The following is a 26,801-nucleotide window of genomic DNA, read 5'->3' as shown; positions in this document are numbered from 1 at the left end:
TCGAGCAATTGAACACAAGAAAAGTTGCTGAGTTGAATCGCGCACTTATTTAATAGATTTTCATCGAAAGCGGTTTTCGATGTGCTCTCTCAATGCACGGCAGGTTATCGAAGAATTGTTACTGCCGGAAGTCGGCACTTTCCCGCAGGGCTAAATGATCGGTGGGCGGCGCGTTGCGCCACGCTGGACTTGCCGTGGCGATTTACAATCGGCGTATTCGCCCTAATTTGCCGGTTCCTCGCTGTCTGTTTAAACGGCGGCCAGCCGGCAAAGTGTATTCCCCTGTGAGCCGATATGCCGAATCAATCGAAGTTGGAGCAAGTCCGCGAGTTGCGGGAAAACGGTTATGTCGTGGTGCCTGGGCTTGTCACGCCCGAGCGTTGCGAAGCCATGCGCGAAGCCGCGCGGTTGCAACTGGCGCAAGCGGTGGCACCGGTAGAGTTCGAAGCCGACCTGCAATATCCCGGCGCACCGAATTCGAAAGACGCGCCGGGCGGCCATACCGTGCGCAGGCTGCTCGACGCGTACAGCCGCGATCCGTTGTTTGCAAACTGGGCGACCTCGCCCGACGTGCGCGGCTGGATGGAAATCTATTTCGGCGAGACGCCGACGCTTTCGCGCGCGCACCACAACTGCGTCATGACGAAACATCCCGCATACGGCAGCCTGACTGGCTGGCATCGCGATGTCAGGTACTGGAATTTCGAGCGGGACGATCTGGTTTCGGCGTGGGTCGCGCTAGGTCAGGAAACCGTGGAGAACGGCGGCTTGTGGTTCGTGCCGATGTCGCACAAGCTGCCGTTTACGTCGGATCGCTTTGACAGCGCCAAGTTCTTCCGCTCCGACCTGCCCGAGAACGCGGCGCTGATCCACAGCGCGGTATCGCCGAAACTGAACGCTGGCGACGTGGTGTTTTTCCACTGCAACACGCTGCATTCCGCCGGCAAGAATCTCACCGATGCCGTGAAATTCTCGCTCGTCTACACCTATCGCGGCGCGAGCAACCTGCCGTTGCCGGGAACGCGTTCGGCATCGAAGGAAGACGTGCCGCTGATCTAGCTTAGCGGCGCTTGCCCGGAATCGCGAGGCCGATAAGCCCGGCAAGCATGGCGACCATGCCGCCGGCGATCAGCCAGATGGTCTTGTTCGTGGGCGATCCGGTGAAGAAGCGCGACACGTCGTTGCTTAGCGAGTGGAACGACTGGCCGCCAAAATACAGCAGCACAACGCCGCCCACGAGCAGCGCAATGGAAATCGCCTTGGTCATAAGAGTCTCGTCAATGTCTGGACCGGAAGCTTATTGAACCTCGCCGGATGCGTCCAGCGCCGTGGCAAACATGATCAGGCCGGCGCAGCGCCGGGCGATATGCCGGCTGGCGCATCGGCTGGCGATTCTGCTGGCTTGATCCCCGGCTTGATCTGGCGCAACAAGTCGGCTTGCACGTTGGCATAGTCGGCCCGGCTCGTCCATACGCCGACGTTCAGTTTCACGCCGGTATCGGTGTATTCGGAGACGGCAATCCACGGTTTCGTCTTTTCGTCGTTGATGATTCGTGGGTCGGTTGCGACGATCCGGTTCAGTGAAGCCAGCGATTCCTCAATGTTCTGATCTTCCGGAATGACCACGTTCAGCACCACGCGCCTGCGGTCGTTCGAGGTGAAGTTTGTGACCGGATTCGCCCAGATCGTGCTGTTCGGTACGAACATGATGACGCCGTCGCTTTTGGTCAGGCGCGTGGTGAACAGGCCGATCTCATTGACCGTTCCCGCCGTCGCACCGACGCCTTCAATGTAATCGCCTACCTTGAAAGGCCGCAGCAGCAACAGCATCAATCCGGCCGCGATGTTCTGCAATGTGCCCTGCAGCGCCAGGCCGATCGCCAGTCCGGCCGCGCCGAGCACGGTCAGGATGCTGGCCGCGGCGACCCCGAATTTACCCAGGGCCGCGACAATCGCGACGACGCGGATAGACCATTGCACGAGACTCGCCATCACGGGCGTGAACGTGGCGTCGGCGTTGGTGCGCCCGAGCGCGCGCTTGACCGCGTTGGCAACGCGGTTCGAAATCCACCAGCCGACCAGCAATATCAGTATGGCCATCAGCAAGTCGACGCCATACGACACGCCCGCGGTCATCAGGAAGTTGTAGACGGGGCGTAGTTTGTCGAGCGGGTCCATGAAACCTCTCCTTGTTTTAGTGAAGAGGGTTGGGCTCAAGCGGCAGGTAAATCGTTCCCCGCGTTAGCCATGCGGCCAGGGTTCCGAATATCGGGATAGCCTTGGCGTCTTTCAGGTCAAGGCCAACACGAGTTCCCACGATTCGATAACATGGCAGACCCGGCGCATGTCAGACGACATGATCCCGCTGACGCGCCGCGCGATCGTTTCTCGTTTGTGCTTGCAAAACCCTTTCCCACATCATCGATTCGAGGATTACGTCATGGCTTACGAAGCAGCTTCTGAGCGCTATTCGCAGATGGCTTACCGCACCTGCGGCAAAAGCGGGCTGAAGTTGCCGGCGTTGTCGCTGGGTCTTTGGCACAACTTCGGCGACACCACGCCGATTTCCACGCAGCGCGACATCCTGCGCACGGCGTTCGATCTCGGCATCACGCACTTCGATCTGGCGAACAACTACGGGCCGCCGTACGGCAGCGCCGAGACCAATTTCGGGCGTTTATTCAAGGACGATTTCAAGCCGTATCGCGATGAATTGCTGATTTCGTCGAAGGCGGGCTGGGACATGTGGCCGGGCCCGTACGGTCAGGGCGGCGGCTCGCGCAAATATGTGCTGGCGTCGCTGGATCAGAGCCTGCAGCGCATGGGGCTGGACTACGTGGATATTTTCTATTCGCATCGTTTCGATGCCGACACGCCGCTTGAAGAAACCGCCGGCGCACTCGCGACCGCCGTCCATTCGGGCAAGGCGCTGTATGTGGGGATTTCGTCGTATTCGCCGGCGAAGACGCGTGAGATGGCGAGATTGCTGGCCGAGCACAAGGTGCCACTCCTGATTCATCAGCCGTCGTACAACATGCTGAACCGGTGGATCGAGGAAGAGCTGCTCGATACGCTCGACAACATCGGCGCCGGCAGCATTGCTTTCACGCCGCTGGCGCAAGGGCTGCTGACGGGCAAGTACCTGAACGGCGTTCCCGCGGACGCGCGCGTGAACAAGCCGGGCGGCGGATCGCTGAAACAGGAGCATTTGAGCGCGCAGAACATCGAGCATGTGAGAAAGCTCAATGACCTCGCGCAGCGGCGCGGTCAAAGCCTCGCGCAAATGGCGCTGGCGTGGGCGCTGCGCGGTGGCCGCGTGACTTCGGTGCTGATCGGCGCGAGCCGTCCGGAACAGGTGACGGAAAACGTCGGCGCGTTGAAGAACCTGGAGTTCACGAAGGAAGAACTCGCGGAAATCGATCAGCACGCGACAGAAGGCGGCATCAACTTGTGGGAAAAACCATCGACGGATCAGCGCGTTTGACGCGCCTGGGGACGTAACCGCCCACGAAGCCGCGGCAACTCAGCGCGGCTTTTTCTCGCCATAACGCCAGCCCCGACGCTTGGGCAACCTGCCCGTCTGCTGGCGCGTCCCTGGCGTCTTCGAACGACGCCGGCAGCCTGATGGCAGCAGGGCTTTTGCCTTGCCCGGCGCATCCAGTTGCTATCATGCGGCTCCAAACGTCTTGATATCCGCTCTCGAACCCTTGGTTCCCGTGTGCGGTAAAATAGCAGATTACGCGTGCGGCAGCGGGGAATGCGGAACATTCGCTCCGGGCGCGCGGGCCTTTGCAGTTACAGGCCCGGTTGGCGCGTGCCGCCGGAATTTTGCGTGTGCACGTCCGGCCACCCGCAGCATTGCTTTCGTTGCGCCTTTCCGGTGTTGTCGTCGCAATTGCGCCCAGTTGTCCGAACGGCCGCCGGCACGCACTACTGCGCCGCCCTGATTCCGCACTATCCATGAAGCCATGAGCAACCTTAATCCTCAAACCGTTCTGAGCGTCCATCACTGGACCGACACGCTGTTCAGCTTCACCTGCACGCGCGACGCCGCGTTCCGTTTCGAAAACGGCCAGTTCACCATGGTGGGTCTCGAAGTCGAAGGCAAGCCGCTGTTGCGCGCTTACAGCCTCGCGAGCGCCAACTACGAAGAGCATCTCGAATTCCTCAGCATCAAGGTGCAGGATGGCCCGCTGACATCGCGTCTGCAGCACCTGAAGGTGGGCGATCCGGTTCTGATCGGCAAGAAGCCGACAGGCACGCTTGTCGCGGACAATCTGTTGCCGGGCAAGACGCTGTGGCTCCTTTCAACGGGTACGGGCCTCGCGCCGTTCATGTCGATCATCAAGGACCCGGACGTCTACGATCGCTTCGACAAGATCGTTCTCACGCACACTTGCCGTTTCGTCGATGAACTCGCGTACAAGGATTTCATCACCGAGCACCTTCCGGCACACGAGCATCTGGGCGAGTTGATCCAGGAAAAGCTGGTCTATTACCCGACGGTGACGCGCGAAGAATTCGCGAACCGTGGCCGGATCACGGATCTGATCGAAACCAAGAAGTTGTTCGCAGATCTGGACGTGGCGCCATTTTCGGTCGAAAACGATCGCGTCATGCTTTGCGGCAGCCCGCACATGCTGCGCGACACGCGTCAAATCCTCGATGAAATGGGCTTCCAGGAAGGCAGCAACAATCATCCGGGACATTACGTGGTGGAGAAGGCTTTCGTCGGCTGAAGTCGCGGTTGGCGTGTGCAGGGAAAACAAAACCGAAGCCTCGCGCTTCGGTTTTTTCGTTTGACGGCGTCAATTCGCTTCATTGACTGCGCGCGGGAACTTGGCGCAATACGCAACTCACCGTTGCGGCGAAATGCCTCCAAAAGCGGCTTTTGCCATCGATTCAAATTACAAAAGTTAAATTGGTTTAATTTATATAAATTTGCGCAATTTTTATAAATTTCGACTCCAAGCACGCTGCCAAAAAGAAGTCAAAAATCCATTGTTCGCAACGTTTTGCAACGCGAATTCTCCGCGCTCCGATAAAATCTCCGGTTTTCCAATTGTTTTTGCGCCTGCCTGCGCCCGAGATTTAGGAGTTTTCTGTTCATGTCCCTGTTCCGTAAGAAAAGCATCGAGCACATGCTCGCCGGCGCGCAACGCGCCGGATTAAAAAAGACGCTCGGCGCGCTCGACCTGACATTCCTCGGCGTGGGCGCGATCATTGGCACGGGGATTTTTGTGCTGACCGGAACCGGCGCGGTTCAAGCGGGGCCGGCGCTGATGGTGTCGTTCATCCTCGCGGCGATTGCGTGCGGACTCGCGGCGCTCGCATACGCGGAGTTTTCATCGACAATTCCTGTGGCCGGATCCATTTACACGTATTCCTACGCCACGCTTGGCGAGTTGGCCGCTTGGGTCATTGGCTGGGATTTGATGCTGGAATACGGACTGGCGACTTCGGCGGTGTCCGTTGGCTGGTCGGGTTATCTGCAGTCGCTGTTATCGGGCTTTGGCATTTCGCTGCCGGTCATTCTGAGCGCCGCGCCCGGCGCCGTCCCCGGGCAGTTCACCCTGTTCAACCTGCCCGCGTTCCTGGTGATGATGGTGATCACAGCGCTGTTGTCGATTGGGATCAAGGAATCGGCGCGCGTGAACAACATCATGGTCGCGATCAAGGTCGCGGTCGTGCTGATGGTGATCGGCGTTGGCGTGTTTCATGTGACGCCGGCGAACTGGCATCCGTTCATGCCAAACGGATGGGACGGCGTGTTTGGCGCGGCCGCCGTGATGTTCTTTGCGTTTATCGGCTTCGACTCGGTGTCGTCGGCGGCTGAAGAGGTTAAGAATCCGAAACGCGATTTGCCGATCGGCATCATCTCTTCGTTGGCGGTGTGCGCCGTGCTTTATGTGGCGGTCGCGGCAGTCGTAACGGGCATTGTGCCGGCGGCGCAGTTCGCCAGCATCTCGCATCCGGTTTCTTACGCGCTGCAGGTCGCGGGACAACGGTGGGTGGCGGGTTTCATCGATCTGGGCGCGGTGCTTGGCATGTTGACCGTGATCCTGGTCATGAGCTACGGCCAGACCCGCATCATTTACGCAATGTCGCGCGACGGTTTGCTGCCAAAGCGATTGTCGACGGTGCATGCGAAGTTCGGAACGCCGTTTTTCACGACGTGGCTCGTGGGCATTTTCTTCGGCCTGATCGGTGCGCTCGTGCCGCTGAATGTGCTGGCGGAACTGATCAATATCGGCACGCTGGCCGCATTTTCGATGGTATCGATCGCCGTGCTGGTCCTGCGCCGCACGCATCCGGATTTGCCGCGTGCGTTCCGGTGCCCGGGCGTGCCGGTCGTGCCAGTTCTCGCCGTGGCGGCATGCCTGTTCCTGATGCTGAATTTGAAGGCCGTAACGTGGGTCGCGTTTGTGACGTGGCTCGCGATCGGCCTGGCGATCTACTTTGGATATTCGCGTAAGCATTCGAAACTGGGACTTGGGACGGAGTGAACGTCGCGCGATGAAAATTCATATCCGTAGTCTTGCTGCTGGCCAGCGTGGCGGCGGTTTTATGCCGCTCACCGCAGTGAACTCAAACGGCATAGCACCGCACGTGGGCTGACCTGCGCGCCAGAGCCTTCGGAACCGTGCGTTCGGGCGATGACCGAGGATCGGAAATTACCGGAAAGTTGTAACACCGGCCCCTTCGCGGCTTCTCGCTAGTGATTTCTGGTCCGACGAGCGCATATTCCAGCGCTATGCTCTACTTCTATCATGTGATGGCGACCGGAAATCACCCCGAGACATCGCGCGGCGAGGAGAATCCCGGGTGAGTTTTCAAGCGGTTCAGCGCGTGACTGGCTCAGAATGACGAAGCTGCCGGCGAGCTCGAACAAACGGCGGCCGGCGGTGAAGGTGAAGAGAAGAAGGGGAAGAAATCATGGACAGCGTGGATCTCGAAGTCCTGAGAAACAGTGCGCGATGGCTCGAACGCGGGCATCGCGTATTGCTGGTGACGGTGGTGAAGACGTGGGGCTCGTCGCCCCGGCCCGAGGGCGCGATGCTCGCCGTGCGCGATGACGGGGCGGTGATGGGATCGGTGTCGGGCGGCTGTATTGAAGACGACTTGATCGAGCGCGTGAGGCAGCGCGGTATTGAGCAGACGAAGCCCGAAAGCGTGAAGTACGGCATCTCGGCGGAAGAAGCGCATCGATTCGGACTGCCTTGCGGTGGAACCATCCAGCTTGTGCTGGAACCGTTGTCGATGGAAAGCGGCATCGCGCAATTGTGCGATGCGGTGCTCGCCGGAAAACTGGTGACGCGCACGCTCGATATGAATACGGGCGCCGTCAAACTGGAGCCGGCAGAGGAAACAGACGGTGTTACCTTCGAAGAAACCACGCTTTCGACTATTCACGGGCCGCGGTATCGAATGCTGGTGATCGGCGCGGGGCAGTTGTCGCGATATTTGTGCAGCATCGCGGTCGGACTGGATTATCACGTGACAGTTTGCGATCCGCGCGAGGAGTACACGGACGAGTGGGATGTGCCCGGCACGAAAATCGTGCGTACCATGCCCGACGATACCGTGATGGAAATGAAACTGGATGAGCGTTGCGCCGTCATTGCATTGACGCACGATCCGAAACTCGATGATCTCGCGTTGATGGAAGCGTTGAAGACGCCGGCGTTTTATGTCGGCGCATTGGGATCGCGGAAAAACAATGCGGCGCGTCGCGAGCGCCTGAAAGAATTCGATCTCTCCGATGCCGAGTTATCGCGCCTTCATGGTCCTGTCGGGATTTATATTGGCAGCAGAACGCCGCCTGAGATCGCGGTATCGATTCTTGCGGAAGTGACGGCCGCGAAAAACGGCGTTTCTTTACCAACGATCTTGCAGGTTGAAGGCGCGAAGGCGGCGCGGGAACTTGAAGGAACCGGAGAGATTTGCGGAATCTGAGATTGGATGTTGGGATATTACCGCGCTTTAAATTGGCCGGACTGCTTTAAGCGCGGCGAATAAGCATTCAAGCAATATTGCCGCGAAGTTTCATGGCCTGTAGCCATTGTCCTGAAACTTCCGACATACCGTAATGAACGACGGTGGAGTCGATGAGCGCCCAAACCGATAGCCCGGCCTGACGGGCTCGCCTGCAGAACGAGATATCTTCTCCCTGATAAACCCCTTTCTCTTCGACCGTCTCGAAAAATCCGTAGAACTTATTATTTGCAATCATCGATGCGTATTGTTGCGGAGGCGCGAAGCATTCGGTGAACGGTATCGTTGCCTCGAACGCCTCACGTTGCGCAAGAAAAACACCCGTCCCAACGTGTTCGGCTTCAATGAATCCATTTGTGAAACTCACGCTTCCGTCCTTGTCCGTGAGTGGACTGACAGTGTAGTCCGCGTGCTTTTGAAGCCAGTCGCTCATGCTCAGGCCAATATCGTCTGCCGATATTGTTCCCTCTAGATTCATTCTCCGGAAAGGATAGGCAACGCCTGCGATCGCTTTGTCCGCGGCCAGCAGTCTCAGGACAGATGAAGCCGGGAACTTCATGTCTGTATCGAGGAATAGCAGATGCGTGAAATTCGGATGATTCAGGAAATAATTGGCAAAGAAGTTCCGTGCTCGAATGATCTGCGACGACGCTACGTGCAATGTTTCGTAAGTCGATCCGGAATCGGTTAATGCCCGCGTCAGGTCGAGCAATGAGAAAGCGAAGTTGATGTGAACTTCTTCACCGTAAGTAGGAAGGCAGATTAGGACGTGGTGGGAAGGCATGAGATCTGTCAGTCTTTATGGTGGTTCATTTCGCGCTCGATAATAAATTGGCGATATAGTTAGGATTGTTAAAGCTATTTTTGAGGCAATGACGGATTGGCGACGAATGTAATGGTACATGGCGCTGGGCCAAGTGAGAACAGTGATTAGGCTCGATATTGCCAGGCGTCATGATGTTTTCAATTCGCGCCCCCACGAAGGGCGCGACAAGGTCCGCAACATCTTTGTCATTTTTGAAGGGTTTCAACCCACGCGCCCGCGAGGAGCGCGAAATGAATTGCCCAACAGCGCGGCAGCGTTCCAAGTTGTTTCAATCCGTGCGCCCGCAACGGGCGCGACCACATCCCGCAAGGCGTGAAACTGTTCGACACGATGTTTCAACCCGCACGCCCGCAAAGGCGCGACGTTGTAGCGCAAAGAATTGAGTTTTCACCCATTAGTTTCAACCCGCGCGCTTACGAAGAGCGCGACCACACCTCACTCGACGTCCTGATTTATCTACCTAAAATTCTGCGATTCCGCGAACCATCGTCTGTCGATAAACCAATCTCTTGCGATCTCCAAACTTCCCGCCACAATTAGAAGGATTCCGAACAAAATCAACGCCATTTGACTTGTGCAAACCTCGCCGCAAAACCCCGGTCACCTCAGGTTCGCAGCCGCTCAAGTATCCGACCAAACACCGACCAATCAACCAATCAAAGGCGCATTAAAAATCCACGGACTCTTTCGCGCCAACGTGTTCGATCCTGCGCTCCCGACTATTCCCAACAAAGTAAAACCACCGGAGAAGGGCGCGCTTGTCATCGGATCAAATTCGATCGATAACTTCTACACCATTCGCAACCTTCGTTTTATCGATAGACACGGTGTAATCGGCGAAACGTCGCGCCGGAAGTTCAGAGCCTTCTGTCACTCGGTCTACCTTCACTGCATCGAAAAGCATATGCGCCGGCGCATTGCCCAATGCGCTTTCGTGCTTGAAAACGATAAGCTTGCGCGCAGCCATTTCACCGCGTGCAGCAGAGCGGTCGTGCTCAAACATATTGGTCAACGAACGCCACACGAGTTCGAGATCGTCCTCGGTGAAACCTGTGCGCTCCGCGAGTTTCGCCGATATGAATCCATGCGCCCGATATAAACCGTAAGGGAGAATATGCTTGCGGCCCATGGTGCGGTCCGAGTTTTCCGCATCCTTCTCGTTCGTCACACACATGCGCGTAATGGAAACCTCCATTGGCATGACCGGTTCGATGGACTTGGCAAAGGCTAACTGGATCGGACCGCGGACCTGCCCGCAATTCACGCCGGTGCTCATGACTGCACCAAACGCGCGGATGTCGAAGAAATTCGTGCACATCCATTTGGTCAGCGCTTCGGCGTCTTTGGGATCCTTGGGTAACTTCTTGTCCGCTGGAGTCAGGTTAAGCGCTTCGTATCCGAGTTTATTCTGCAGATTCAGAACCGCCTTCTCTTGCATGTAAATAGCGTGGCCCGGCTTGTTATCTTTTTCCAGCGTAACGTAATTCCGGATCTTCCGTTTCAGGCAGACATCAGTAACCAGTCCCAGATTGGTCTCAGGATCAAGACGCGGAAGATTACCCGCATCGGGATCGCCGTTTGGGTTGCCGTTGGTGATGTCGAACAGATAAACGAATTCGTAGCGGTTTGCAATAATGGTCATTAAATTGTCTCCAATGTTTCGTCCAACTTGTTCCGGGTTTCGTTCTTGTCCGCTTTTGACCGGAAGCGCTCATTGCGCTGGTGGTAATAACCAATAGCGAAGCGCCCCTGATCTTCTAGCCGGAGCGTCTTCGGAAGTTCAGAGCTCAATCCCTCGATAATCTGCTGCGCTTCTTTTTCCAGCGATACCGCAAGTCCTTTGCTCTTGGGATCTTTCAGCGCCTTCGACAGGTGATTCTGAGCACCTCGCATTAAAAGAGGAAAGACGCCTGCAGGCATGGCTGAAGCTGAACCGTAATATCGATCCTTGATGCTTGCGTTGACCGAGTGCAATGCAGCCTCCTGAATGCTTTCCAGTACCGCGAAAAGCCGCCCGAGTAAATAGCCCGGCGTGGTGACATTTCTATCTAGACTCACAGATACCTCCTGATGGTGATTCTTGTCATCGAGACGCTGATCCCGGGTTAAAACGGCTTTGCACAATGCAACGCGCAACCCGGAAATATCGTGGTCGGCTCGCATGCGCATGATCGCCGCGCTTAACAACGTGCGCGGATAGCGTTCTCCACTTAGTACCGAACGCATCAATGAACCCGCGAGCACTGGCTGCACGTTTTCAGTTTTTTCCTGCGCAGCGATCGATGCCAGCAAACGCCAGGCAGCGGGAGGCGTTTTCCACGGCAACGGCTCTATGGCAAGGTCGCCGTAGTGCTGCGCGAGTCGTTGTGCGAATTTGCCGAGGCCCTCGGTGAACCAGTAGCGCACTGAAAGCCGTGAGGCATTCGGTGACAAGCCGAGCACAAATATTTTGGTCGCGGGATCCAGATCCACATTGAGGTAATGCATGGCGCGTCCCGCCGCAACCGCGTCAAGAGCCTGCAAAAGTTTCGAAGCTTCGGCGGAATCACTTGGCGGCGGTTCCAGCGCACTAAAGAAAAGGTTTTCGGCAACGTCCTGTTGCTGCTGATCTTTGGCTTCGGCCCAGAAAACGACACTTGCATCGCCGATCTGCACGCATTGACGATGACGCGGATCACGCATCAACAAGTAATTCAATACGGTTGTATAGGCAAAAGCAGCGTGCACGGATACAGGCGCGTTCGCGCCACGATCTTTGCCATATGAATCGAAAGCGTCGAGATTGAACGATACAATTGACGCGCCAGCCGACTGCGCGCCCCAAACACCCTTGATAGCCGGATGAAGCCGCGCTATGGGTTGCGTCTCACCACTCACCAGACACAGGCCGAGCGGCGAGTCATCTGTTGCGCTGTATCGCTTGATCAATTCCTGCGCGGCGGCACGCTCGTGGATGTACTGCTGTTCACCGTCGAGCCGAAACACGATGTTCGCGCTAAATATGACCGAGCCATGTTTGACGAGAGCCTCACACTGCTGCCATTGTTCGGGAACCCATTCCTCCACGAACTTGCGTAACGCAACGAGGCCCGCATCAGTGGCATTGGCGAGACGCTCCAGATGAAGCGCCTTGAACGCACCATGCGACCGGGCATTCACTGAGGGTACGTCGGAATCTTTTTTTTGCTCGACGCCGAGCACAAACGCCGATTTGTCCCACAAGAAGAACGGTGGCGGTGCGGTACCCGAGCGCTTGAAAGATGCCGGAACTGTCAGCATCAGCCACTTCGATTTCTTTTCTGTTGGATCGCTTAGATTGACGATGTCCCGAACCTTGCCATCATGGTCCAAGAGAATCGAATAGCCGATCTTCTCCTGTGTCAAACCAAAGGCCGGGACCTTGCCCTGTGCCGCGAGCCGTTCGTAATATTCAGCAAGTGATTTGATAATCATGCCGCACGCTCGGCGAACGGGAGCGCCGGAATTTCAATCCAGCCATCTTTTATAGACGCGCGGAAAAAATGCGGTGTCATGGCGTTATCGAAATCAATGTCGTGCAGCATCCAGCCGAGATCTTTTTCCGCGATCAACGATTCATGTGGCGAGTGCGTCTGCTCGTCGTCTTCAAGTAACCGGAAATTCGCCGGGAATTCACGCACGCCGAAACTGGGCATGTGGAAACACTGGCCTTTGCGCGCTCGTCGATTAAAGATATCGAGGTGCTTACCTATTGAATCACCTTCTTCTGCTTTATTGGTGAGCACGAAATGCGCTTCAATTACATAGGCCACATTCTTAAGAATGGACGCGGCGCGTTGTTGGCGGTCTACATCGACATAATTGACGAGGCCGTCCAAAGTGTCCTTTTTCATGGCCGAACGCGCGTTCGATGCCGGAATCTTGCTGGCTACTTCATTGCGACGTATGGTTTCGAAGCGAATTTCGTTAAGCACGCGGATTCGATCAATGACCCAGCGAATGGCCGGCTTCCAGTGAATTGCCTCCACAATACCTCGTGCTGCCGACGGCGTGATGACGTCGTAGGACACGCGTTCGACTTTCATCTCCGGGCGCGTAAACAACGCCCTTTCGCCTTCTACCAACAAGCGGATTCCGTATGCCACGGTTGTCTCCTTTATATAAAGCTGTGTGTCGTTGCCTGAGGCTACAGATTGGAAACCGGGTTATTGAATGAGGCTGTTTGGATCAAGCAGCATTGAGCCGTCAAGCCGAAAACCAAAACGGTCGCTGTACATATCCATGGTGATCAATTGCATGAACTGCGTGCCATATTTGTATTCGACAACTGGCTGTATGGCGCCGCTCTTGGCAAGCGCGCTGTACGCTCCATGCGGAATCTGAATGAGATACGGCTGAAGCTTGCGCGCTATGCCGCCACAGTTTTCCGTGTGTTCGAGGTCTTTCAGCAAGGCTTTGCATTCGGCGTCGGCGGGAATGATCACCGGCATTTGTATGCTGTCGATCATTTGAAACAGTTGATCGATAAGATCGAATTTGAAACCCGCAATTCCGTCGCACCGATGTCGTGACGATTACCGGCGCATCCCAATTGTCCATTACGACGCGTAACATCGCCGCAGCCTCGGCATCATTGCCAGGCGTTGGAACGAAGGCGCTGTGATGCTCCAGCACGGCAGCATCGCCGAGGTTGCCGAAGGCTTTCTTGAACACAGCGGCGTTTTGCTCAACGACACTTGTGAACGGAATCACGAAGATGACGCGGTCGAGACCGTGTGCGATAGCGCGATCGAGTGCGAACGCCAGCGACGTCAACATCTTTCCGCCGCCCGTTGGGACCGTCAGCGAAAACATGCCAATGCGATCGTTTGCATGCGATCGGGCGTGCGTGAGGATTTGGGCGCGAGTTGCGTCGATGGGATTGACGACCTTGAATGCGCTTAAATAAGTATCCAGCTTCGCACGCAATTCGATAAGCGTGGGCTTTGGAGTATCGCGATTGAATGGCCGGTTTTCGATTCTGGAATAGAAGCGGTCGGTATCGAGATAATCGCCGTCAACAACGCACGAGAAGATCATTCGGGTTAGCAAGGAAAGCTGGAATTGCGGACGTTCCTTGTTTGGCCGCCACGCGGTTGGCTCCATCTCCTTTGCTGCTGCTGGCAACGTCAGGTCTTTCATATAGTCGTTGAACAGCAAGGGAAGGTCTGCAGCCAGCCGGCCGTCGAGCGGGGTACGTGTTCCGGGGTTGCATCCATTTGCCATTCCTGCGTGGTGGCCGGCGATGCCGTAGGCCAACATCCGCCCTAACGCGCCATACCTCTCGCACGCGACTTTTGCTCCCCAAGTTGCATGGTCGACGCGTGGACCGCCTCGGATCCGCTGTTGGTACGCATCCGTGTATTTGCCGAGATCGTGGAGTTTTCCAGCGGTTTCCGCAAGATCGGCTGCGCCAAAATGTCTGGCCGATTGGCCCGCGAGTTTGCCCACCGCGTTGGGATGATCCGGACGTGTTTGCCAGTCGCCTTCGTCAGGATTCGACGTCGAGTGTGCGTGGAAGACCTGTGTCACGGGCGCTGGCCTCTCGAATAGTTGGCGGGCTTTATTTATTGGAAACGAGCGGGTTGGATTGACGTTTCCGGTGTTAAGTCAGCATTTAGAACAGCTTAATATCAGCGCTATCTTAAAATTAGGTTTAATGGTAATAATTTGTATGCGTGGTCGAGGCGCGGGTCGTCCGGCGTAGATTTTGAGATATCTCAATTTGATGCAGGTTGTATCCGCGAATCAATGTGGATGCGGCCTCTTACCGCGTCGATATGTGGCGCGGCATCGTGTTTCTGCATACTGGACCGCAACGACGAGACTCCGCCGTATCGAAAGAAGTCGACGTGCGAGAGCGTCAACCCGCGCGCCCGCGAAGGCGCGACCCCATCCCATCCAACCACCTGTTTCCCCGCTATAAATCCATTACTTTCCGCGAACCTCCCCGGAAAAATCTGGCCGCTACCGGTTCGCGTTTCCACGGACTTCCGATCAATCGGCTTCACACCATCCTTGGCAACCCTGCCCAGCGACCGCGCCAGATGTTACCCCATCCCAATGTGACCGAAGTAATGCTAAGCAAACCGAAACACTGCCCAATTGCAGTTACAATAATGATTCTCATTTGAGTCCACATTACCGCGCAAAAGCCTTACTCGATCTCATGCTCTCCCCAAAGTCCCTCCGCACTTGGTCGTTCGTCCATCGATGGACGAGTATCGTGTGCACGGCCTTCATGCTGTTGCTGTGCCTCACCGGCTTGCCGCTCGTGTTTGGCCACGAACTCGATGTGCTTCTGGGCGACGCCATCGAAGCCCCCGAACTCCCCGCGAGCCAGGCAAACGCGCGCGCAAGCTACGACTCCGTCCTGAAATCCGCGCTGGCGAAAAACCACGGCCATGTGCCGCAATACATGATCTGGGAGCCGGACGAACCCATGCTGCCGGTCATCGTCACCGCGCCGCGCGCCGATACCCCGCCCGACGACACCCAAAGCACGACCATCGATGGCCGCACCGCTCAGGCGTTAGGCGCGCCGCCCGGCAAGGGATCGCTGAAATTTGTGCTGCTGAAACTGCACGTCGATATGTTCGCGGGCCTGCCCGGCAAGCTGTTCCTCGGCGCGATGGGCATGACATTCGTCGCCGCGATCGTCTCAGGCGTGGTGGTCTATCTGCCGTTCTGGAAGAAGGTCGGGCTGGGCCGCGTGCGCATGAAAAAATCGCGGCGCATTGCATGGCTCGACGGCCACAATGCGCTCGGCATGTTGACGCTGATCTGGGCGCTGCTCGTCGGCGCTACAGGTTCCATCAACACGCTCGCCGATCTTCTGCTAGACGCATGGCGCAACGATCAACTCGCGCAAATGCTGGCGCCCTATCAAGGCAAGCCGCCGGTCGCGGCAACGGCGTCCATCGATGAAGCGATACACACCGCGCGCAATACAGCGCCATCGATGATCCCATCGTTCGTCGCGTTCCCCGGCACGCGCTTCAGCAGTCCGCACCATTACACCGTGTTCATGCGCGGCGACGGCATTTTGACGACGCGAATGCTGCGCCCGGTTCTTATCGATGCTGAAACTGGCGCGCTCACCGATTCACGCGAATTGCCGTGGTATCTGAAACTGCTGCTCGGTTCCCAGCCACTGCACTTTGGCGATTTCGGCGGCATGCCACTAAAAATATTCTGGGCAGCGTTCGATGTACTGACGATTATCGTTTTGGGAAGCGGCCTGTATCTCTGGCTTTCGCGAGGCAATAAAAACAAAGCGCAGCCTGCTTGACGAAACCAGCCCACAATAAAAAGCCCCGCACGAAGCGGGGCTCTACCTGGAATCAAGCAACACAGGACGTTACATCAACGCCATCCAGACCAAAGCAACAATCGACGCGCCTACGATCACCGCGCCCACGGTCTTGCGTTTGTTCAACTCGGTCCACAGCAACACGCCCGTCAGCGAAAGCAAAATGATGCTTCCCGCGAGCGTGTCGATCAGCAGCACCCATCCCACGCTCAATCCCACGCCTTTATGCAGATTGCTCATGGTCGAGAGAAAGCTGTTCTCGGTTTTCTTCACCGATACAAGCCCATTCCCCACCCAGTATTCCGCCGATACCGACCCGCCCGGCGACGCCACCGCCACCGTCCACTGCTCAGGCTGCATGGTTTTCTGGTCGCCCCAGCCCACCGCATGCGCCGGTTCGCGTTTTGCGCGGCCAAGATTGCCGTCGATCTTGAGTTCTTTCTTGAGCCATTTGCCGAGTTCCATCGGGGACTTGAGGCCTTGTGGTGGCAAAGCCAGTTGCATTTGCGAGACCTGCGGTTCGCCGCTCGAAATCCTCAGCGGCCCCGCACGATGATTAAGCAGGAAGCCTGTCGAGCCGAACAGCAACCCAAGCACCGCGCCCCACAAACCCACCCAGCCGTGCACCTTGCGCAGCCATTTGATAAACGTGGCGCGGCGTGAGCGCTGCTTGCGGGATATTTGCTCGGCGTCGTCAATGAGCCTGCCGCTGTGCGGCGCATATTGCATTGTGATTGCGTTGGACGCGGGTTCAAGGGTGTCGGGCGCGTTCACGCGTCTCTCCAGTCGTGCAATCAGGGGAAGTTTCGGATGTTTCGCGGTTACCAACGCGCAGGGACACGCATCGATAAATTAATTCTCAAATGAGAATTGTTATCATTACACGACGAAACGAATTCTTCAACGATTTTGTAAGGAGAGCCGCGCCGTTTTAGATACGGAGGATTACACGGGCCAAAGCGGGCCTTCGTCCATTGCGCCAACCTGCTCGCGCAATTCCAGAATCCGGTCTTCCCAATACCGTTGCGTGTTGAACCAGGGAAATGCTGCCGGAAAAGCGGGGTCGTTCCACCGACGCGCGAGCCACGCGGCGTAATGGATCAGCCGCAACGTGCGCAGCGCCTCGACCAGATGCAGTTCGCGCGGCTCGAACTCGCAGAAATCCTCGTAGCCGGCCAGCAAGTCGCCGAGCGCCCGCGATGCCTCCGCGCGTTCGCCCGGAAGCAGCAGCCACAAATCCTGAATGGCGGGCGCCATGCGGCTATCGTCGAAATCCACAAAATGCGGCCCCGCGTCGGTCCATAGCACATTGCTTGGATGACAGTCGCCGTGAAGCCGGATGTTTTTGATATCGCCGGCACGCTCGTAGCAGCGCTCAACGCCTTCCAGCGCCATCTTCACCACGGTTTCATAGGCTTCGCGAACATCCGCCGGCACAAACTCGTGCGCGAGCAGGAAGTCGCGCGGCTCATAGCCGAAGGTCTGGATATCGAGCGAAGGCCGTTCAACGTACGGCTCGATCTGTCCGACCGCGTGAATCCGCCCGATAAACCGTCCCAGCCATTCCAGCGTTTCCGGCCGGTCGATATCCGGCGCACGCCCGCCACGCCGCTCGAAAATGGAGAACCGATACCCCTCGAAGCCATGAAGCGTCGCGCCGTTTATCACGCGTGCCGGCACGGCTGGAATTTCGCGTTCGTAGAGCGTGGACACGAATGCGTGCTCTTCGAGAATGGCGTTGTCCGACCATCGATTCGGCCGATAAAACTTCGCGACCATCGGCGGCCCGTCTTCCATGCCGACCTGATACACGCGGTTTTCGTAACTGTTGAGGGCGAGCATGCCACCATCCGTGCGCTCGCCAAGGGGCATCAGGACGCTGTCGAGCGCATCGAGCACGCGCTCGGGCGTGAGATCGGCGAAGGGCGGGGCGGGTGGATTTGAGCGACCGTCCGGGGCGGGTGGATTTGAGCGGCCGTCAGCGGAGTTGGCGTTCTCGTCTGGCGTACGCGATGCATCGGAATGGTTCGGGTTCATTCCAGCATTGTGACGCGCATCGCCGGGAGAAGCATGAGCGATGCGCGCTTAATTCGCGTTATTTCATATCGGCTTCGGGAACGCGCTCAATGCATGAGCGCGTTGGTGGGTCGGACGTGTTCGCCGGTATCGATGAGATCTTCGAGGAAGAACGGTTCCGTATTGAGCAGCTCGGACGTGCCGGGCTCGTCGGCATACCAGGCGACCATGGCCATGTCGCCAAGAATCCGCATGACAATGCCGCGTGCGCCTTGCGGCACGGCGATATGGACGGAGCGAACGATTGAACCGATTTGCATGATGACTCCCCGAAATGTGCCGGCAGAAACGTGCGTGATGTGATGCGTGCCGGTCGGTTCTGGATGAAGCACAGGATTTAAGGCCTGTGCACGAGACTGCAATGCCGCGCGTGAACCCTGCAGATGCCTTATGAATTGCGGCGTATTCCAATGATTTCGGCTCAATGGTTGCTCTACTTTAGCGCATCGATGAGGTTGAGTTGAATCACCCGTCGTTTCTAAACGACGCAAATGCAATGCAACGGATCATCGAAAGTTGCTTGAAAGCATTTGGGCCGCACTTCGGCAAAATGCGATTGTTCCCGGTATCGTTGCGCGTTTCGCTACTGGAAATCCATTCGTGACTTCATCGCCGGCGCCCAGGCATTCCATCGATCCCGCGCCTTATCTGGAACGCGGATCGCGCGCTTACTGGCACGCTTCGATTGCGTTGCTGTTTGCAGGCTACGCCACCTTCTCGCTGCTTTACTGTGTGCAGCCGCTCCTTCCCGAGTTCACCAAAACGTTCGGCGTCAGTCCGGCGCAGAGCGCGCTGTCGGTATCCGTGGCAACTGCCATGCTTGCGATTGCGATCTTCGTAGCGGGCTTCGTTTCCGAAGGATGGAGCCGGCACAAATTGATGACGTTGTCCCTGACCGCGGCGTCGCTCCTGACGATCATCGCGGCGTTCTTGCCGAGCTGGCACGGTCTGCTGGTCGTGCGCGCGCTCGAAGGGCTGGCGCTCGGCGGCGTGCCGGCGGTCGCCATGGCGTACCTCGCGGAGGAAGTGCATCCCGATGGCCTTGGCCTCGCGATGGGGCTTTATGTCGGCGGGACGGCCATAGGCGGAATGTCGGGGCGCGTGATCAGCGGGATTCTTGCGGACTTCTTCTCCTGGCGGGTGGCGATTGGCGGGATCGGAGTGTTGGGGCTGCTCGCCACGCTCGCATTTCGCGCGCTGTTGCCGCCGTCGCGGCGCTTCGTGCCGCGCGCGGGAATGGGTTTCGCGCATCATCGGACGGCATTGTCCGGGCATCTTAAAAATCGCGGCCTGCCGTTCCTGTTCCTGATGGGTTTCGTGCTGATGGGCAGCTTCGTCACCCTCTATAACTACGTGGGGTATCGGCTGATTGCCGCGCCGTTCAACTTGAGCCAGACGGAAATCGGCGCGATCTTCGTGGTGTACCTCACGGGCGTGGTGGCGTCGCCGTGGTCCGGAAAAATGGCCGATGTCTTCGGACGCGGCCGCGTGCTGATAGCGGCGCTCGCCTTGATGATCGCGGGCGTGGCGATGACATTGTCGACATCGTTGCCCATGGTGATCGTGGGAATTGCGTGCATGACCTTCGGATTCTTCGCCGGCCACGCGGTTGCAAGCGGCTGGGTTGGCCTGCTCGCAAAAGGTGCGAAAGGGCAGGCCGCCGCACTGTATTTGCTGGCCTATTACATTGGCTCAAGTGTGCTTGGTTCGTGGGGCGGCTATTTCTGGACCATCGAGGGCTGGCGCGGCGTGATAGGTCTTGTCTTTGTATTGCTGGTTATCGGTTTGGGCGGCGCGGAATATTTGCGTCGACAAGAACGGCGGACAATCATTTAAATTCACGCGTGAAGGTATCGAAAGTTATTCGTAAATATCTTCATACAAGGGTTTTTCCGTATCTGCTTAAAAGATCGTTGCGCCAGGCCCCGTCAGGTAAGGCGAGCGATTATCGGCGCGCCGCTGTTGCGCAATGCAGCATGTTTAAAGCGAAAAGCGCGGCCTATACTCAAGTTGAACGTGCGACGTTCCACGCATTCAGGTGGACGCTGAGCACGGACGATGGGAGACGAGTATGACCACCTACTTCACGATCGGCGACTTCATTCTGATCATCCCGATGGCGCTCGCGGGGATTCTCTTTCTTGGAGCAGTTCCTTGCGCCACGCAGTTCCGCAAAAACACATTGCGCGTATTTGGCGCGCTGCTCGGCGTGCTTGTCGCGTTTTTGTTGGTCGAGGGATTACCGGCGCTTGTGTAGACGCCCGAAATTTCAAATCGCGCGGTAAATCGAAATCAATCGATTGGCCGTGCACGCTGGACAGGAATTCGACGCTTTAAAAGCGTCGTTCCTGTGTTCCTGCTTAACTTCCCGTCTAACTCATTCGGGAATGTCCCATGCTCACGTTCCTCGTATCTGCCTGGAACGCTGACCGTTGATACGCCCTCTTGAATGCCTTTGCGCATCCGTCCGTTCACGACGCGCGTAAATAGAGCCAGTCACTGTCCCAGTCGATGCCAATTCGGTTTCAAAGATAAAAGGACATCGAGGATTCCATGCCACTGCTCACTGTTGCCGTGATTGCATTTGTTGCGCTGATCGCCATTTTTTCAGCGGTCTGGGCGTGGCAGGTCAAATCGAAGAATGCCGGGATGATCGATCCCATCTGGGCCATGTCGCTCGGCCTGCTCGCGGTGTTCATCGCCGTATTCGCTCGGGGCGATCCGGATACGCGAGTTATCGTGGGAATTGGCGGGCTTGTGTGGGGCATGCGGCTTGGCGTTCATTTATGGAAACGCAATGCCGGCCACGACGAAGACCCGCGTTATCACAAGTTTCGCGTGCAATGGGGAGCCGACGCCAACAAGAAAATGTTCTGGTTCTTCCAGTTGCAAGTCGTCATTTCGATGCTGCTTTCCATCGCGTTTTTCGTCCCGGCTTATCGCTTGACGCCGCCAAGCGGCATATGGGTTGCATTGGCGGTATTGATCTGGGTTGTATCGATTGCGGGCGAAGCGCTGGCCGATCATCAATTGCGGATATTCAAGGCCGATCCGTCCAATCACGGCGAGGTATGTCGAGCGGGTTTATGGAGATATTCGCGTCATCCAAATTACTTCTTTGAATGCGTGCATTGGGTGGCGTACATTCCGCTCGCCGCCGGTAGTGGACCATGGATATTCGCGATGCTTTTGCCGCCCGTATTGATGGCGTGGCTCTTGATGAAAGTGTCGGGCGTGCCTATGGTGGAAGCGGAGTCGGCTAAAAAGCGCGCGGGATATGCCGATTACATGCGTACGACCAGCGCATTGATTCCGTGGCCGCCGCGTCAGCCATAAACAATAATAGCCAGGAGTATTCAATGAGCGACCTGTCATCCCAAGCGGCCATGCCACAGCCGCAAGAACAAAAAGCGCCTGCGGATAGCTGGCTGATCGACTGGTGCGAACGCGGCCGGATTCCAGATGCCTTGGTGCGCCTGGGAATGCGCCGGCTAATGAAACAGCGTCTGCGCGATGAAGGCATAAACGATGGCGAAGCGCGTTCCAGGCGTTTTAATCGTTTAATCGATGAATTGCGCGCAAGCCCCATCGCGATAGAAACGCAGGCCGCCAATTCACAGCATTACGAAGTGCCGGCCGGTTTTTTTCACGCTCATCTGGGTGAGCATTTGAAGTATTCATGCTGTCTATACAGAACGGGTTCGGAAACGCTCGATCAAGCCGAAACCGCGATGCTCGAAGAATACGCCGTGCGCGCTCAACTCTACGATGGCCAGCGCATTCTCGACCTGGGTTGCGGCTGGGGATCGCTTTCATTGTGGCTGGCCGAAAAGTATCCGCGCTCGAAGATTGTCGCGCTGTCGAATTCACAGGGGCAACGCGAGTTCATTCAAGCGGCGGCGGCCGAGCGCGGCCTGGCGAACTTGAATGTGGTGACGGGCAATATCGTTGATTATGAGTTTGAGCCGGGATTGCTCGGCGAGGGTTTTGATCGTGTGCTGTCGATCGAGATGTTCGAGCACATGAAGAACTACCGGTTATTGCTGAGCAAGATTTCGGGCTGGATGCGCGAAGATGCCAAGCTTTTCGTGCATGTGTTCGCGCATCGGACGCTGGCTTATCACTTCGAGGTGAAGGACGGCAGCGACTGGATGTCGAAGTACTTTTTCACCGGCGGAACCATGCCATCGGAATCCTTGTTGCTGCATTTTCAGGATGATCTGACGATCGACCGGCAATGGTGGGTGAGCGGCATGCATTACGAGAGGACCGCGAATCACTGGCTCGAGAATCTCGATGCGGCGCGCGACGAGCTGATGCCGCTGCTGGTTCAGACGTACGGCGCGGCCAATGCGCCGGTGTGGTTCCAGCGCTGGCGCATGTTTTATATGGCCGTGGCCGAGTTGTTTGGCTATGCGAAGGGCAATGAATGGGGCATCGCGCATTATCGGTTTACCCGGCGAAGCATGGAGCAAGTCAACGCGCGGCGATCAGCGTCGGCCGCTTGTTGAACCACGGCCGCGCCGCTTCCAGTTGCGCGGCCAGCGTGAACAACGCGGCGTCCCCGTTGCGCCGCCCGGCGAACTGCACGCCAATTGGCAAGCCGCGCGCGTTCCAGTACAGCGGCACGGACATCGCGGGCTGGCCGGTAAAGTTGAAAAGCTCGGTGCAGCCGGCCCAGTCGAACGCCTTCTTTGCCGATACCGCCAACATTCTCCGCAGTAACGATTCCACCGGAACCGCCGTCAACAGGCCCATCTGAAAACGCTCGAATTGCGTTGGCTGCTTCGCGCCGATCTTGAACGGCGCGGCGGCGAGCGTGGGCGTGAGCAGCACGTCGTAGCGCGTCATCAGCGCGTCCATCTTCGCCGTGACCTGACGCTGCAACTCGAGCGCTGCGGGCAGATCCTTCTCGCCAATCGAGCGGCCAATATGCGCCATTGCCCACGACGCAATCTCGAACTCGCCGCGCTTCGGTTTCTGACCGCTGATCTTGTCGGCTTGCAGCACGATTTCTTCGGCCAGCACCGACCACATCACCAGGAACGCGTGCGCGATGGCATCGAAATCAAGCCCGAACGACGCCGGTTCAACGTGATGACCCAGCGATTCGGCGAGCTTGCCGGCATCGTCGAGCGCGGCTTTTACGTCCGCCGATAACCCCGCCGCCAGTTGCGGCTCAGCCATGTAGCCAATGCGCAAAGGCGTGAACGGCTCGCTGAGCGCACGGGAAAACGCGCCGGCATGTCCTGAGGACGTGAGGTCGAGCAGCATCGCGCTATCGCGCACACTGCGCGACACGGCATGATCCACCGATAGAACTCCGGGCGCCGGCAGCGGTTGCGGCTGGACATCGTTGGACGGCTTGAAGCCGAACAAACCACAACACGACGCCGGAATGCGGATCGAGCCGCCGCCATCGGCTGCATGAGCGAGCGGCACGACACCGCCCGCCACGGCCGCCGCCGCGCCGCCGCTGGAACCGCCCGGCGTGTAGTCGAGTCCCCAAGGGTTGCGCGCCGGGCCGAACAGATCGGGTTCTGTGTACGGCATCTGGCCAATTTCCGGCGTGTTCGTCTTGCCGAAGATATTGAGTCCGGCGGCTTTCGACCGCGCGACGATGGGCGAATCTTCCCGCGGAATGTAGTGCTGGAAATGGCGGCTGCCCATGGACATGCGCAAGCCCGCGACCGGCGCGCCAAGATCCTTGATGAGGTAGGGAACGCCCGCGAGCGGACCGTCGCCGAACGAGTTGGCGCCGTCGCGCACTGAGCGGCTCGCGCGATTGCGGGCCGCCTGATAATCCTTCAGCACGATGGCGTTGATTGCCGGATTGACGGCTTCCGCGCGCGCGATGGCGGTATCGATCAGTTCGCGCGCGCTGACCTGGCCCGTGTGCACAAGCTCCGCCAGGCCGATGGCGTCATAGTCGAGATACTCGGACTGCACGGTTTCCCCTTGTATTTTTGTTCCGTCTTCGTCAGGCGGCCGTGCAGTCCCAGGGCGCCACTCGCGCCGTGTTACGAATGCTCGCCGAGGAACGTCAGCGTGCGGCCGTGCGCAAGCGCCGCTGCCTTCTGATTGTACGACGCGCGATCCGTGCAGTTGAAGCCGTGATCCGCGCCCGGATACGTGAAGACCTGCGCGTCCTTGCCGGCGAAGCGCTGCTTCACGGCGTCGACTGCGTCGGCGGGAATGTGCGCGTCGAGTTCGCCGTAGTGGAACTGGATCGGCGCCTTGACGTTATCGGCCTGGTCGAGTTGCGTGTGAATGCCGCCGCCGTAGTAGGCCACGGCGATATCGAACGAACCCTTCGCCGCCGATAAATACGCAAGGCGCCCGCCCAGGCAAAAGCCCACGGCCGCGACCTTGCCGGTCACTTCCGGCAGGGCGCGCAATGCATCGGCGGCGGCGCTGACGTCGGCGACTGCCAGATTGAGGTCGAACTTGCCGAGCAGTTCCATGGCCTTGTCGCGATCCGCGCCGTCATAGCCGAGCTCCACGCGCGGCTGGATGCGCCAGAAAATGTCCGGGGCAAGCGCCACGTAGCCATCGGCGGCGTACTGGTCGGCCACGGCGCGGATATGCGAATTCACGCCGAAGATTTCCTGGATGATCACCACGCCCGGGCCTTTGCCTGCCTTGGGCAACGCGAGATAGCCCTGGAAGCTGTCGCCATTGGCGGGGATGTCGATCCATCGGGATGAGACGGTCATAGTGAAGCTCCTGACTGGATGCCTGAATAGTCAAGCGTAGTAGGCGGCGAAAACCAAGCCGGAAAACGAGCGAAAAACGCAGCATGGCAGTGTGCCACCATTCCATGTGGCTTGCTCGCGGAGGGCCGCCCTGTAACGCGTCTGTAGGAATCGACCCGAGAAATTGGCTTGACCGGGCTGCGGTTTGGAACGCTCTAGAGTTAATGTTCTTTTAAGTGCCCGAATCGATACGATTCATATAGGCGGATATTATCGGCACTATCCGATAAAACCAGCCGGCGCCCGCGCCCGGGTCAACCCGGCAAACCGCCCGCTCTCTGAAGAACCGCATGAACAGGACGTTTGCGCACTGCACCAGCACATTTCCAGTCGCTTCTCAACTATTCTCTTATTAGTAGCAACACCACTATCCTAAAAAACTTCCCCAAATTAATTTGACAACCCTACACTTGCGCGCAGTACGGATGACGGCTGTCAAAAACGGCTGGCTGAAGGACTTGCCAAGTGCATGACGATGCATCCGGCGTGGTCGTCCACGGGGCTGAACCACCGTGATGAAAGGCGGGGCACAGGGCGACACCGTTGTTTTTGGGACCGAAACTGGAGACTTACATGAACACCAAGCTTCACAAACTGTTGCCGATCAGCGCCGCAGCGCTGCTGTTCGCCTCGATGGCAACATCCGCTACGGCTGACGAGGTCGTCAAGATCGGCCACGTTGCACCGCTGACCGGCGGTATTGCTCACCTGGGCAAGGACAACGAAAACGGCGCGCGCCTCGCAGTTGAAGAAATCAATGCCAAGGGTCTGACGATCGGCGGCCAGAAGATCACGCTTCAACTCGATCCGCAAGATGACGCGGGCGACCCGCGCACGGCAACGCAAGTTGCCCAGAAGCTGGTCGACGACAAGGTCGTTGGCGTGGTCGGTCACTTGAACTCCGGCACGAGTATCCCGGCGTCGAAGATCTATAGCGACGCGGGCATTGTCCAGATCTCGCCGTCGGCTACCAACCCGACCTACACGCAGCAAGGTTTCAAGACCACGTATCGCGTGGTTGCGACCGACGCCCAGCAAGGTCCGGCGCTCGCCAACTTCGCCGCGAAGACGATGAAGATGAAGAGCGTGGCGATTGTCGACGACTCGACGGCTTATGGCCAGGGTCTCGCGAACGAATTTGAAAAGACCGCCAAGTCGCTCGGCCTGAACGTGATGTCGCACGACGCGACCAACGACAAGGCTGTCGACTTCCGCGCCATCTTGACGAAGATCAAGGGTGAGAATCCTGACGCGGTGATGTACGGCGGCATGGACGCAACCGGCGGCCCGTTCGCGAAGCAAGCCAAGCAACTCGGCCTGCGCGCGAAGGTTCTGGCGGGTGACGGCGTATGTACGGAAAAGCTGGCCGACCTGGCAGGCGACGCGGCTGACAACGTAGTCTGCTCGGAAGCCGGCATGGCGCTCGAGAAGATGGAAGGCGGCCCGGCGTTCGCGGCCAAGTTCCAGAAGCGTTTTGGCGCGCCGATCCAGATCTACGCGCCGTTCACGTATGACGCGGTGTACATCATTGTCGATGCAATGAAGCGCGCCAACTCGACCGATCCGGCGAAGATCGTTGCGGCAATGCCGAATACGGATTACAAGGGCGTGATAGGCGAAACGACCTTCGACTCGAAGGGCGACCTGAAGCACGGCGTGATCTCGCTGTACGACTACAAGGCAGGCAAGAAGACGCTGCTGGACGTGGTCAAGATGTAATCTGGCGGGCGGCGTGTTCGATTTTTCGATCTGTTGATCGCGCCGCCGTCGAAGTTCGCAGATGCTGAAAACGCTCTGATCGCAAGGTCAGCGCGTTTTT

Annotated in this window: 23 protein-coding genes; 11 read left to right on the top strand and 12 right to left on the bottom strand. The window is 57.8% G+C overall.

What is annotated here, in order from left to right; all coding sequences use genetic code 11:
* Positions 1-294: 294 nt before the first annotated feature.
* Complete coding sequence (locus tag AWB64_RS05000) at positions 295-1,059, top strand: phytanoyl-CoA dioxygenase family protein (protein WP_060817507.1); 765 nt, start codon at positions 295-297, stop codon at positions 1,057-1,059.
* A 1-nt stretch (position 1,060) separates the two neighbouring features.
* Here AWB64_RS05000 and AWB64_RS04995 read toward each other — a convergent pair whose 3' ends face one another.
* The gene (locus tag AWB64_RS04995; RefSeq protein WP_060817506.1) at positions 1,061-1,267 is read right to left on the bottom strand and encodes a DUF3185 family protein; all 207 of its coding nucleotides are present in this window, start codon (positions 1,265-1,267) and stop codon (positions 1,061-1,063) included.
* A gap of 74 nt (positions 1,268-1,341) precedes the next feature.
* Entirely contained in the window at positions 1,342-2,178 is an 837-nt protein-coding gene (locus AWB64_RS04990; RefSeq protein WP_063493157.1) for a mechanosensitive ion channel family protein, read from the bottom strand.
* 262 nt (positions 2,179-2,440) lie between these two features.
* On the opposite strand from AWB64_RS04990, the gene mgrA reads away from it, so the two are divergent.
* The 4 genes from mgrA to AWB64_RS04970 all read left to right on the top strand — a co-directional run bounded on the left by mgrA (position 2,441) and on the right by AWB64_RS04970 (position 7,956).
* Complete coding sequence (gene mgrA, locus AWB64_RS04985) at positions 2,441-3,484, top strand: L-glyceraldehyde 3-phosphate reductase (RefSeq protein ID WP_060817771.1); 1,044 nt, start codon at positions 2,441-2,443, stop codon at positions 3,482-3,484.
* A 484-nt stretch (positions 3,485-3,968) separates the two neighbouring features.
* Positions 3,969-4,739: a ferredoxin--NADP reductase gene (locus AWB64_RS04980; RefSeq protein WP_060817505.1), complete on the top strand. Its 771-nt coding sequence runs from the start codon at positions 3,969-3,971 to the stop codon at positions 4,737-4,739.
* Between the two features lie 369 nt (positions 4,740-5,108).
* On the top strand, positions 5,109-6,506 hold the full coding sequence (gene bcaP, locus AWB64_RS04975) for a branched-chain amino acid transporter BcaP (protein ID WP_060817504.1): 1,398 nt from the start codon (positions 5,109-5,111) through the stop codon (positions 6,504-6,506).
* Between the two features lie 430 nt (positions 6,507-6,936).
* Positions 6,937-7,956 carry an XdhC family protein gene (locus tag AWB64_RS04970; protein WP_060817503.1) on the top strand — a complete coding sequence of 340 codons (1,020 nt, stop codon included), beginning with the start codon at positions 6,937-6,939 and terminating at the stop codon, positions 7,954-7,956.
* Between the two features lie 67 nt (positions 7,957-8,023).
* Here the strand turns inward: AWB64_RS04970 and AWB64_RS04965 are convergent, their stop codons facing one another.
* The 5 genes from AWB64_RS04965 to AWB64_RS30765 all read right to left on the bottom strand — a co-directional run bounded on the left by AWB64_RS04965 (position 8,024) and on the right by AWB64_RS30765 (position 14,371).
* Positions 8,024-8,779: a glycosyltransferase family 2 protein gene (locus AWB64_RS04965; protein ID WP_060817502.1), complete on the bottom strand. Its 756-nt coding sequence runs from the start codon at positions 8,777-8,779 to the stop codon at positions 8,024-8,026.
* 811 nt (positions 8,780-9,590) lie between these two features.
* The gene (gene cas7c / locus AWB64_RS04955) at positions 9,591-10,463 is read right to left on the bottom strand and encodes a type I-C CRISPR-associated protein Cas7/Csd2 (protein ID WP_060817500.1); all 873 of its coding nucleotides are present in this window, start codon (positions 10,461-10,463) and stop codon (positions 9,591-9,593) included.
* Entirely contained in the window at positions 10,463-12,274 is a 1,812-nt protein-coding gene (gene cas8c / locus AWB64_RS04950; RefSeq protein WP_060817499.1) for a type I-C CRISPR-associated protein Cas8c/Csd1, read from the bottom strand. The genes cas7c and cas8c overlap by 1 nt, the downstream gene beginning before the upstream one ends.
* The gene (cas5c, locus tag AWB64_RS04945) at positions 12,271-12,945 is read right to left on the bottom strand and encodes a type I-C CRISPR-associated protein Cas5c (RefSeq protein ID WP_060817498.1); all 675 of its coding nucleotides are present in this window, start codon (positions 12,943-12,945) and stop codon (positions 12,271-12,273) included. Before cas5c ends, cas8c begins: the two co-directional genes overlap by 4 nt.
* A gap of 100 nt (positions 12,946-13,045) precedes the next feature.
* Positions 13,046-14,371, bottom strand: coding sequence for a CRISPR-associated endonuclease Cas3'' (locus tag AWB64_RS30765; protein WP_075643238.1), 1,326 nt, complete (start codon positions 14,369-14,371; stop codon positions 13,046-13,048).
* A 637-nt stretch (positions 14,372-15,008) separates the two neighbouring features.
* Between AWB64_RS30765 and AWB64_RS04925 the strand changes: the two genes are divergently transcribed.
* On the top strand, positions 15,009-16,130 hold the full coding sequence (locus AWB64_RS04925) for a PepSY-associated TM helix domain-containing protein (protein WP_075643237.1): 1,122 nt from the start codon (positions 15,009-15,011) through the stop codon (positions 16,128-16,130).
* A 69-nt stretch (positions 16,131-16,199) separates the two neighbouring features.
* Here AWB64_RS04925 and AWB64_RS04920 read toward each other — a convergent pair whose 3' ends face one another.
* The 3 genes from AWB64_RS04920 to AWB64_RS04910 all read right to left on the bottom strand — a co-directional run bounded on the left by AWB64_RS04920 (position 16,200) and on the right by AWB64_RS04910 (position 18,487).
* The gene (locus AWB64_RS04920) at positions 16,200-16,925 is read right to left on the bottom strand and encodes a PepSY-associated TM helix domain-containing protein (RefSeq protein ID WP_060817493.1); all 726 of its coding nucleotides are present in this window, start codon (positions 16,923-16,925) and stop codon (positions 16,200-16,202) included.
* Between the two features lie 171 nt (positions 16,926-17,096).
* On the bottom strand, positions 17,097-18,188 hold the full coding sequence (locus AWB64_RS04915) for a serine/threonine protein kinase (RefSeq protein ID WP_060817492.1): 1,092 nt from the start codon (positions 18,186-18,188) through the stop codon (positions 17,097-17,099).
* Between the two features lie 86 nt (positions 18,189-18,274).
* Positions 18,275-18,487: a hypothetical protein gene (locus AWB64_RS04910; protein ID WP_060817770.1), complete on the bottom strand. Its 213-nt coding sequence runs from the start codon at positions 18,485-18,487 to the stop codon at positions 18,275-18,277.
* Between the two features lie 340 nt (positions 18,488-18,827).
* On the opposite strand from AWB64_RS04910, the gene AWB64_RS04905 reads away from it, so the two are divergent.
* From AWB64_RS04905 to AWB64_RS04890, 4 genes are all read left to right on the top strand, one after another.
* Positions 18,828-20,063 carry an MFS transporter gene (locus AWB64_RS04905; RefSeq protein WP_060817769.1) on the top strand — a complete coding sequence of 412 codons (1,236 nt, stop codon included), beginning with the start codon at positions 18,828-18,830 and terminating at the stop codon, positions 20,061-20,063.
* Positions 20,064-20,298: 235 nt separating this feature from the next.
* A complete protein-coding gene (locus tag AWB64_RS04900) occupies positions 20,299-20,484 on the top strand; it encodes a hypothetical protein (RefSeq protein WP_047895389.1) in 186 nt (61 codons plus the stop codon).
* A 296-nt stretch (positions 20,485-20,780) separates the two neighbouring features.
* Positions 20,781-21,563: a DUF1295 domain-containing protein gene (locus AWB64_RS04895; RefSeq protein WP_060817491.1), complete on the top strand. Its 783-nt coding sequence runs from the start codon at positions 20,781-20,783 to the stop codon at positions 21,561-21,563.
* Positions 21,564-21,586: 23 nt separating this feature from the next.
* Complete coding sequence (locus tag AWB64_RS04890) at positions 21,587-22,738, top strand: SAM-dependent methyltransferase (protein ID WP_060817490.1); 1,152 nt, start codon at positions 21,587-21,589, stop codon at positions 22,736-22,738.
* On the opposite strand, the gene AWB64_RS04885 is transcribed toward AWB64_RS04890, so the two are convergent.
* Both AWB64_RS04885 and AWB64_RS04880 read right to left on the bottom strand, forming a co-directional pair.
* A complete protein-coding gene (locus AWB64_RS04885) occupies positions 22,704-24,176 on the bottom strand; it encodes an amidase (RefSeq protein WP_060817489.1) in 1,473 nt (490 codons plus the stop codon). The two genes, AWB64_RS04890 and AWB64_RS04885, sit on opposite strands and share 35 nt — an antisense overlap.
* Positions 24,177-24,247: 71 nt before the next feature.
* On the bottom strand, positions 24,248-24,943 hold the full coding sequence (locus tag AWB64_RS04880; RefSeq protein ID WP_060817488.1) for a dienelactone hydrolase family protein: 696 nt from the start codon (positions 24,941-24,943) through the stop codon (positions 24,248-24,250).
* A 612-nt stretch (positions 24,944-25,555) separates the two neighbouring features.
* Between AWB64_RS04880 and AWB64_RS04875 the strand changes: the two genes are divergently transcribed.
* Positions 25,556-26,701, top strand: a complete 1,146-nt coding sequence (locus AWB64_RS04875; protein WP_060817487.1) for a branched-chain amino acid ABC transporter substrate-binding protein — start codon at positions 25,556-25,558, stop codon at positions 26,699-26,701.
* Positions 26,702-26,801 lie beyond the last annotated feature (100 nt).

Origin of the sequence: Caballeronia sordidicola (assembly GCF_001544455.2) — a bacterium.
GTDB classification, from domain to species: Bacteria; Pseudomonadota; Gammaproteobacteria; order Burkholderiales; family Burkholderiaceae; genus Caballeronia; species Caballeronia sordidicola.
This window is presented reverse-complemented; position numbering and strand designations above follow the sequence as displayed.

Coding starts and splice junctions, on each gene's coding strand:
- AWB64_RS05000 (WP_060817507.1), top strand. CDS start 295: ATGCCGAATCAATCGAAGTTGGAGCAAGTCCGCGAGTTGCGGGAAAAC.
- AWB64_RS04995 (WP_060817506.1), bottom strand. CDS start 1,267: ATGACCAAGGCGATTTCCATTGCGCTGCTCGTGGGCGGCGTTGTGCTG.
- AWB64_RS04990 (WP_063493157.1), bottom strand. CDS start 2,178: ATGGACCCGCTCGACAAACTACGCCCCGTCTACAACTTCCTGATGACC.
- mgrA (WP_060817771.1), top strand. CDS start 2,441: ATGGCTTACGAAGCAGCTTCTGAGCGCTATTCGCAGATGGCTTACCGC.
- AWB64_RS04980 (WP_060817505.1), top strand. CDS start 3,969: ATGAGCAACCTTAATCCTCAAACCGTTCTGAGCGTCCATCACTGGACC.
- bcaP (WP_060817504.1), top strand. CDS start 5,109: ATGTCCCTGTTCCGTAAGAAAAGCATCGAGCACATGCTCGCCGGCGCG.
- AWB64_RS04970 (WP_060817503.1), top strand. CDS start 6,937: ATGGACAGCGTGGATCTCGAAGTCCTGAGAAACAGTGCGCGATGGCTC.
- AWB64_RS04965 (WP_060817502.1), bottom strand. CDS start 8,779: ATGCCTTCCCACCACGTCCTAATCTGCCTTCCTACTTACGGTGAAGAA.
- cas7c (WP_060817500.1), bottom strand. CDS start 10,463: ATGACCATTATTGCAAACCGCTACGAATTCGTTTATCTGTTCGACATC.
- cas8c (WP_060817499.1), bottom strand. CDS start 12,274: ATGATTATCAAATCACTTGCTGAATATTACGAACGGCTCGCGGCACAG.
- AWB64_RS04925 (WP_075643237.1), top strand. CDS start 15,009: ATGCTCTCCCCAAAGTCCCTCCGCACTTGGTCGTTCGTCCATCGATGG.
- AWB64_RS04915 (WP_060817492.1), bottom strand. CDS start 18,188: ATGAACCCGAACCATTCCGATGCATCGCGTACGCCAGACGAGAACGCC.
- AWB64_RS04910 (WP_060817770.1), bottom strand. CDS start 18,487: ATGCAAATCGGTTCAATCGTTCGCTCCGTCCATATCGCCGTGCCGCAA.
- AWB64_RS04900 (WP_047895389.1), top strand. CDS start 20,299: ATGACCACCTACTTCACGATCGGCGACTTCATTCTGATCATCCCGATG.
- AWB64_RS04895 (WP_060817491.1), top strand. CDS start 20,781: ATGCCACTGCTCACTGTTGCCGTGATTGCATTTGTTGCGCTGATCGCC.
- AWB64_RS04890 (WP_060817490.1), top strand. CDS start 21,587: ATGAGCGACCTGTCATCCCAAGCGGCCATGCCACAGCCGCAAGAACAA.
- AWB64_RS04880 (WP_060817488.1), bottom strand. CDS start 24,943: ATGACCGTCTCATCCCGATGGATCGACATCCCCGCCAATGGCGACAGC.
- AWB64_RS04875 (WP_060817487.1), top strand. CDS start 25,556: ATGAACACCAAGCTTCACAAACTGTTGCCGATCAGCGCCGCAGCGCTG.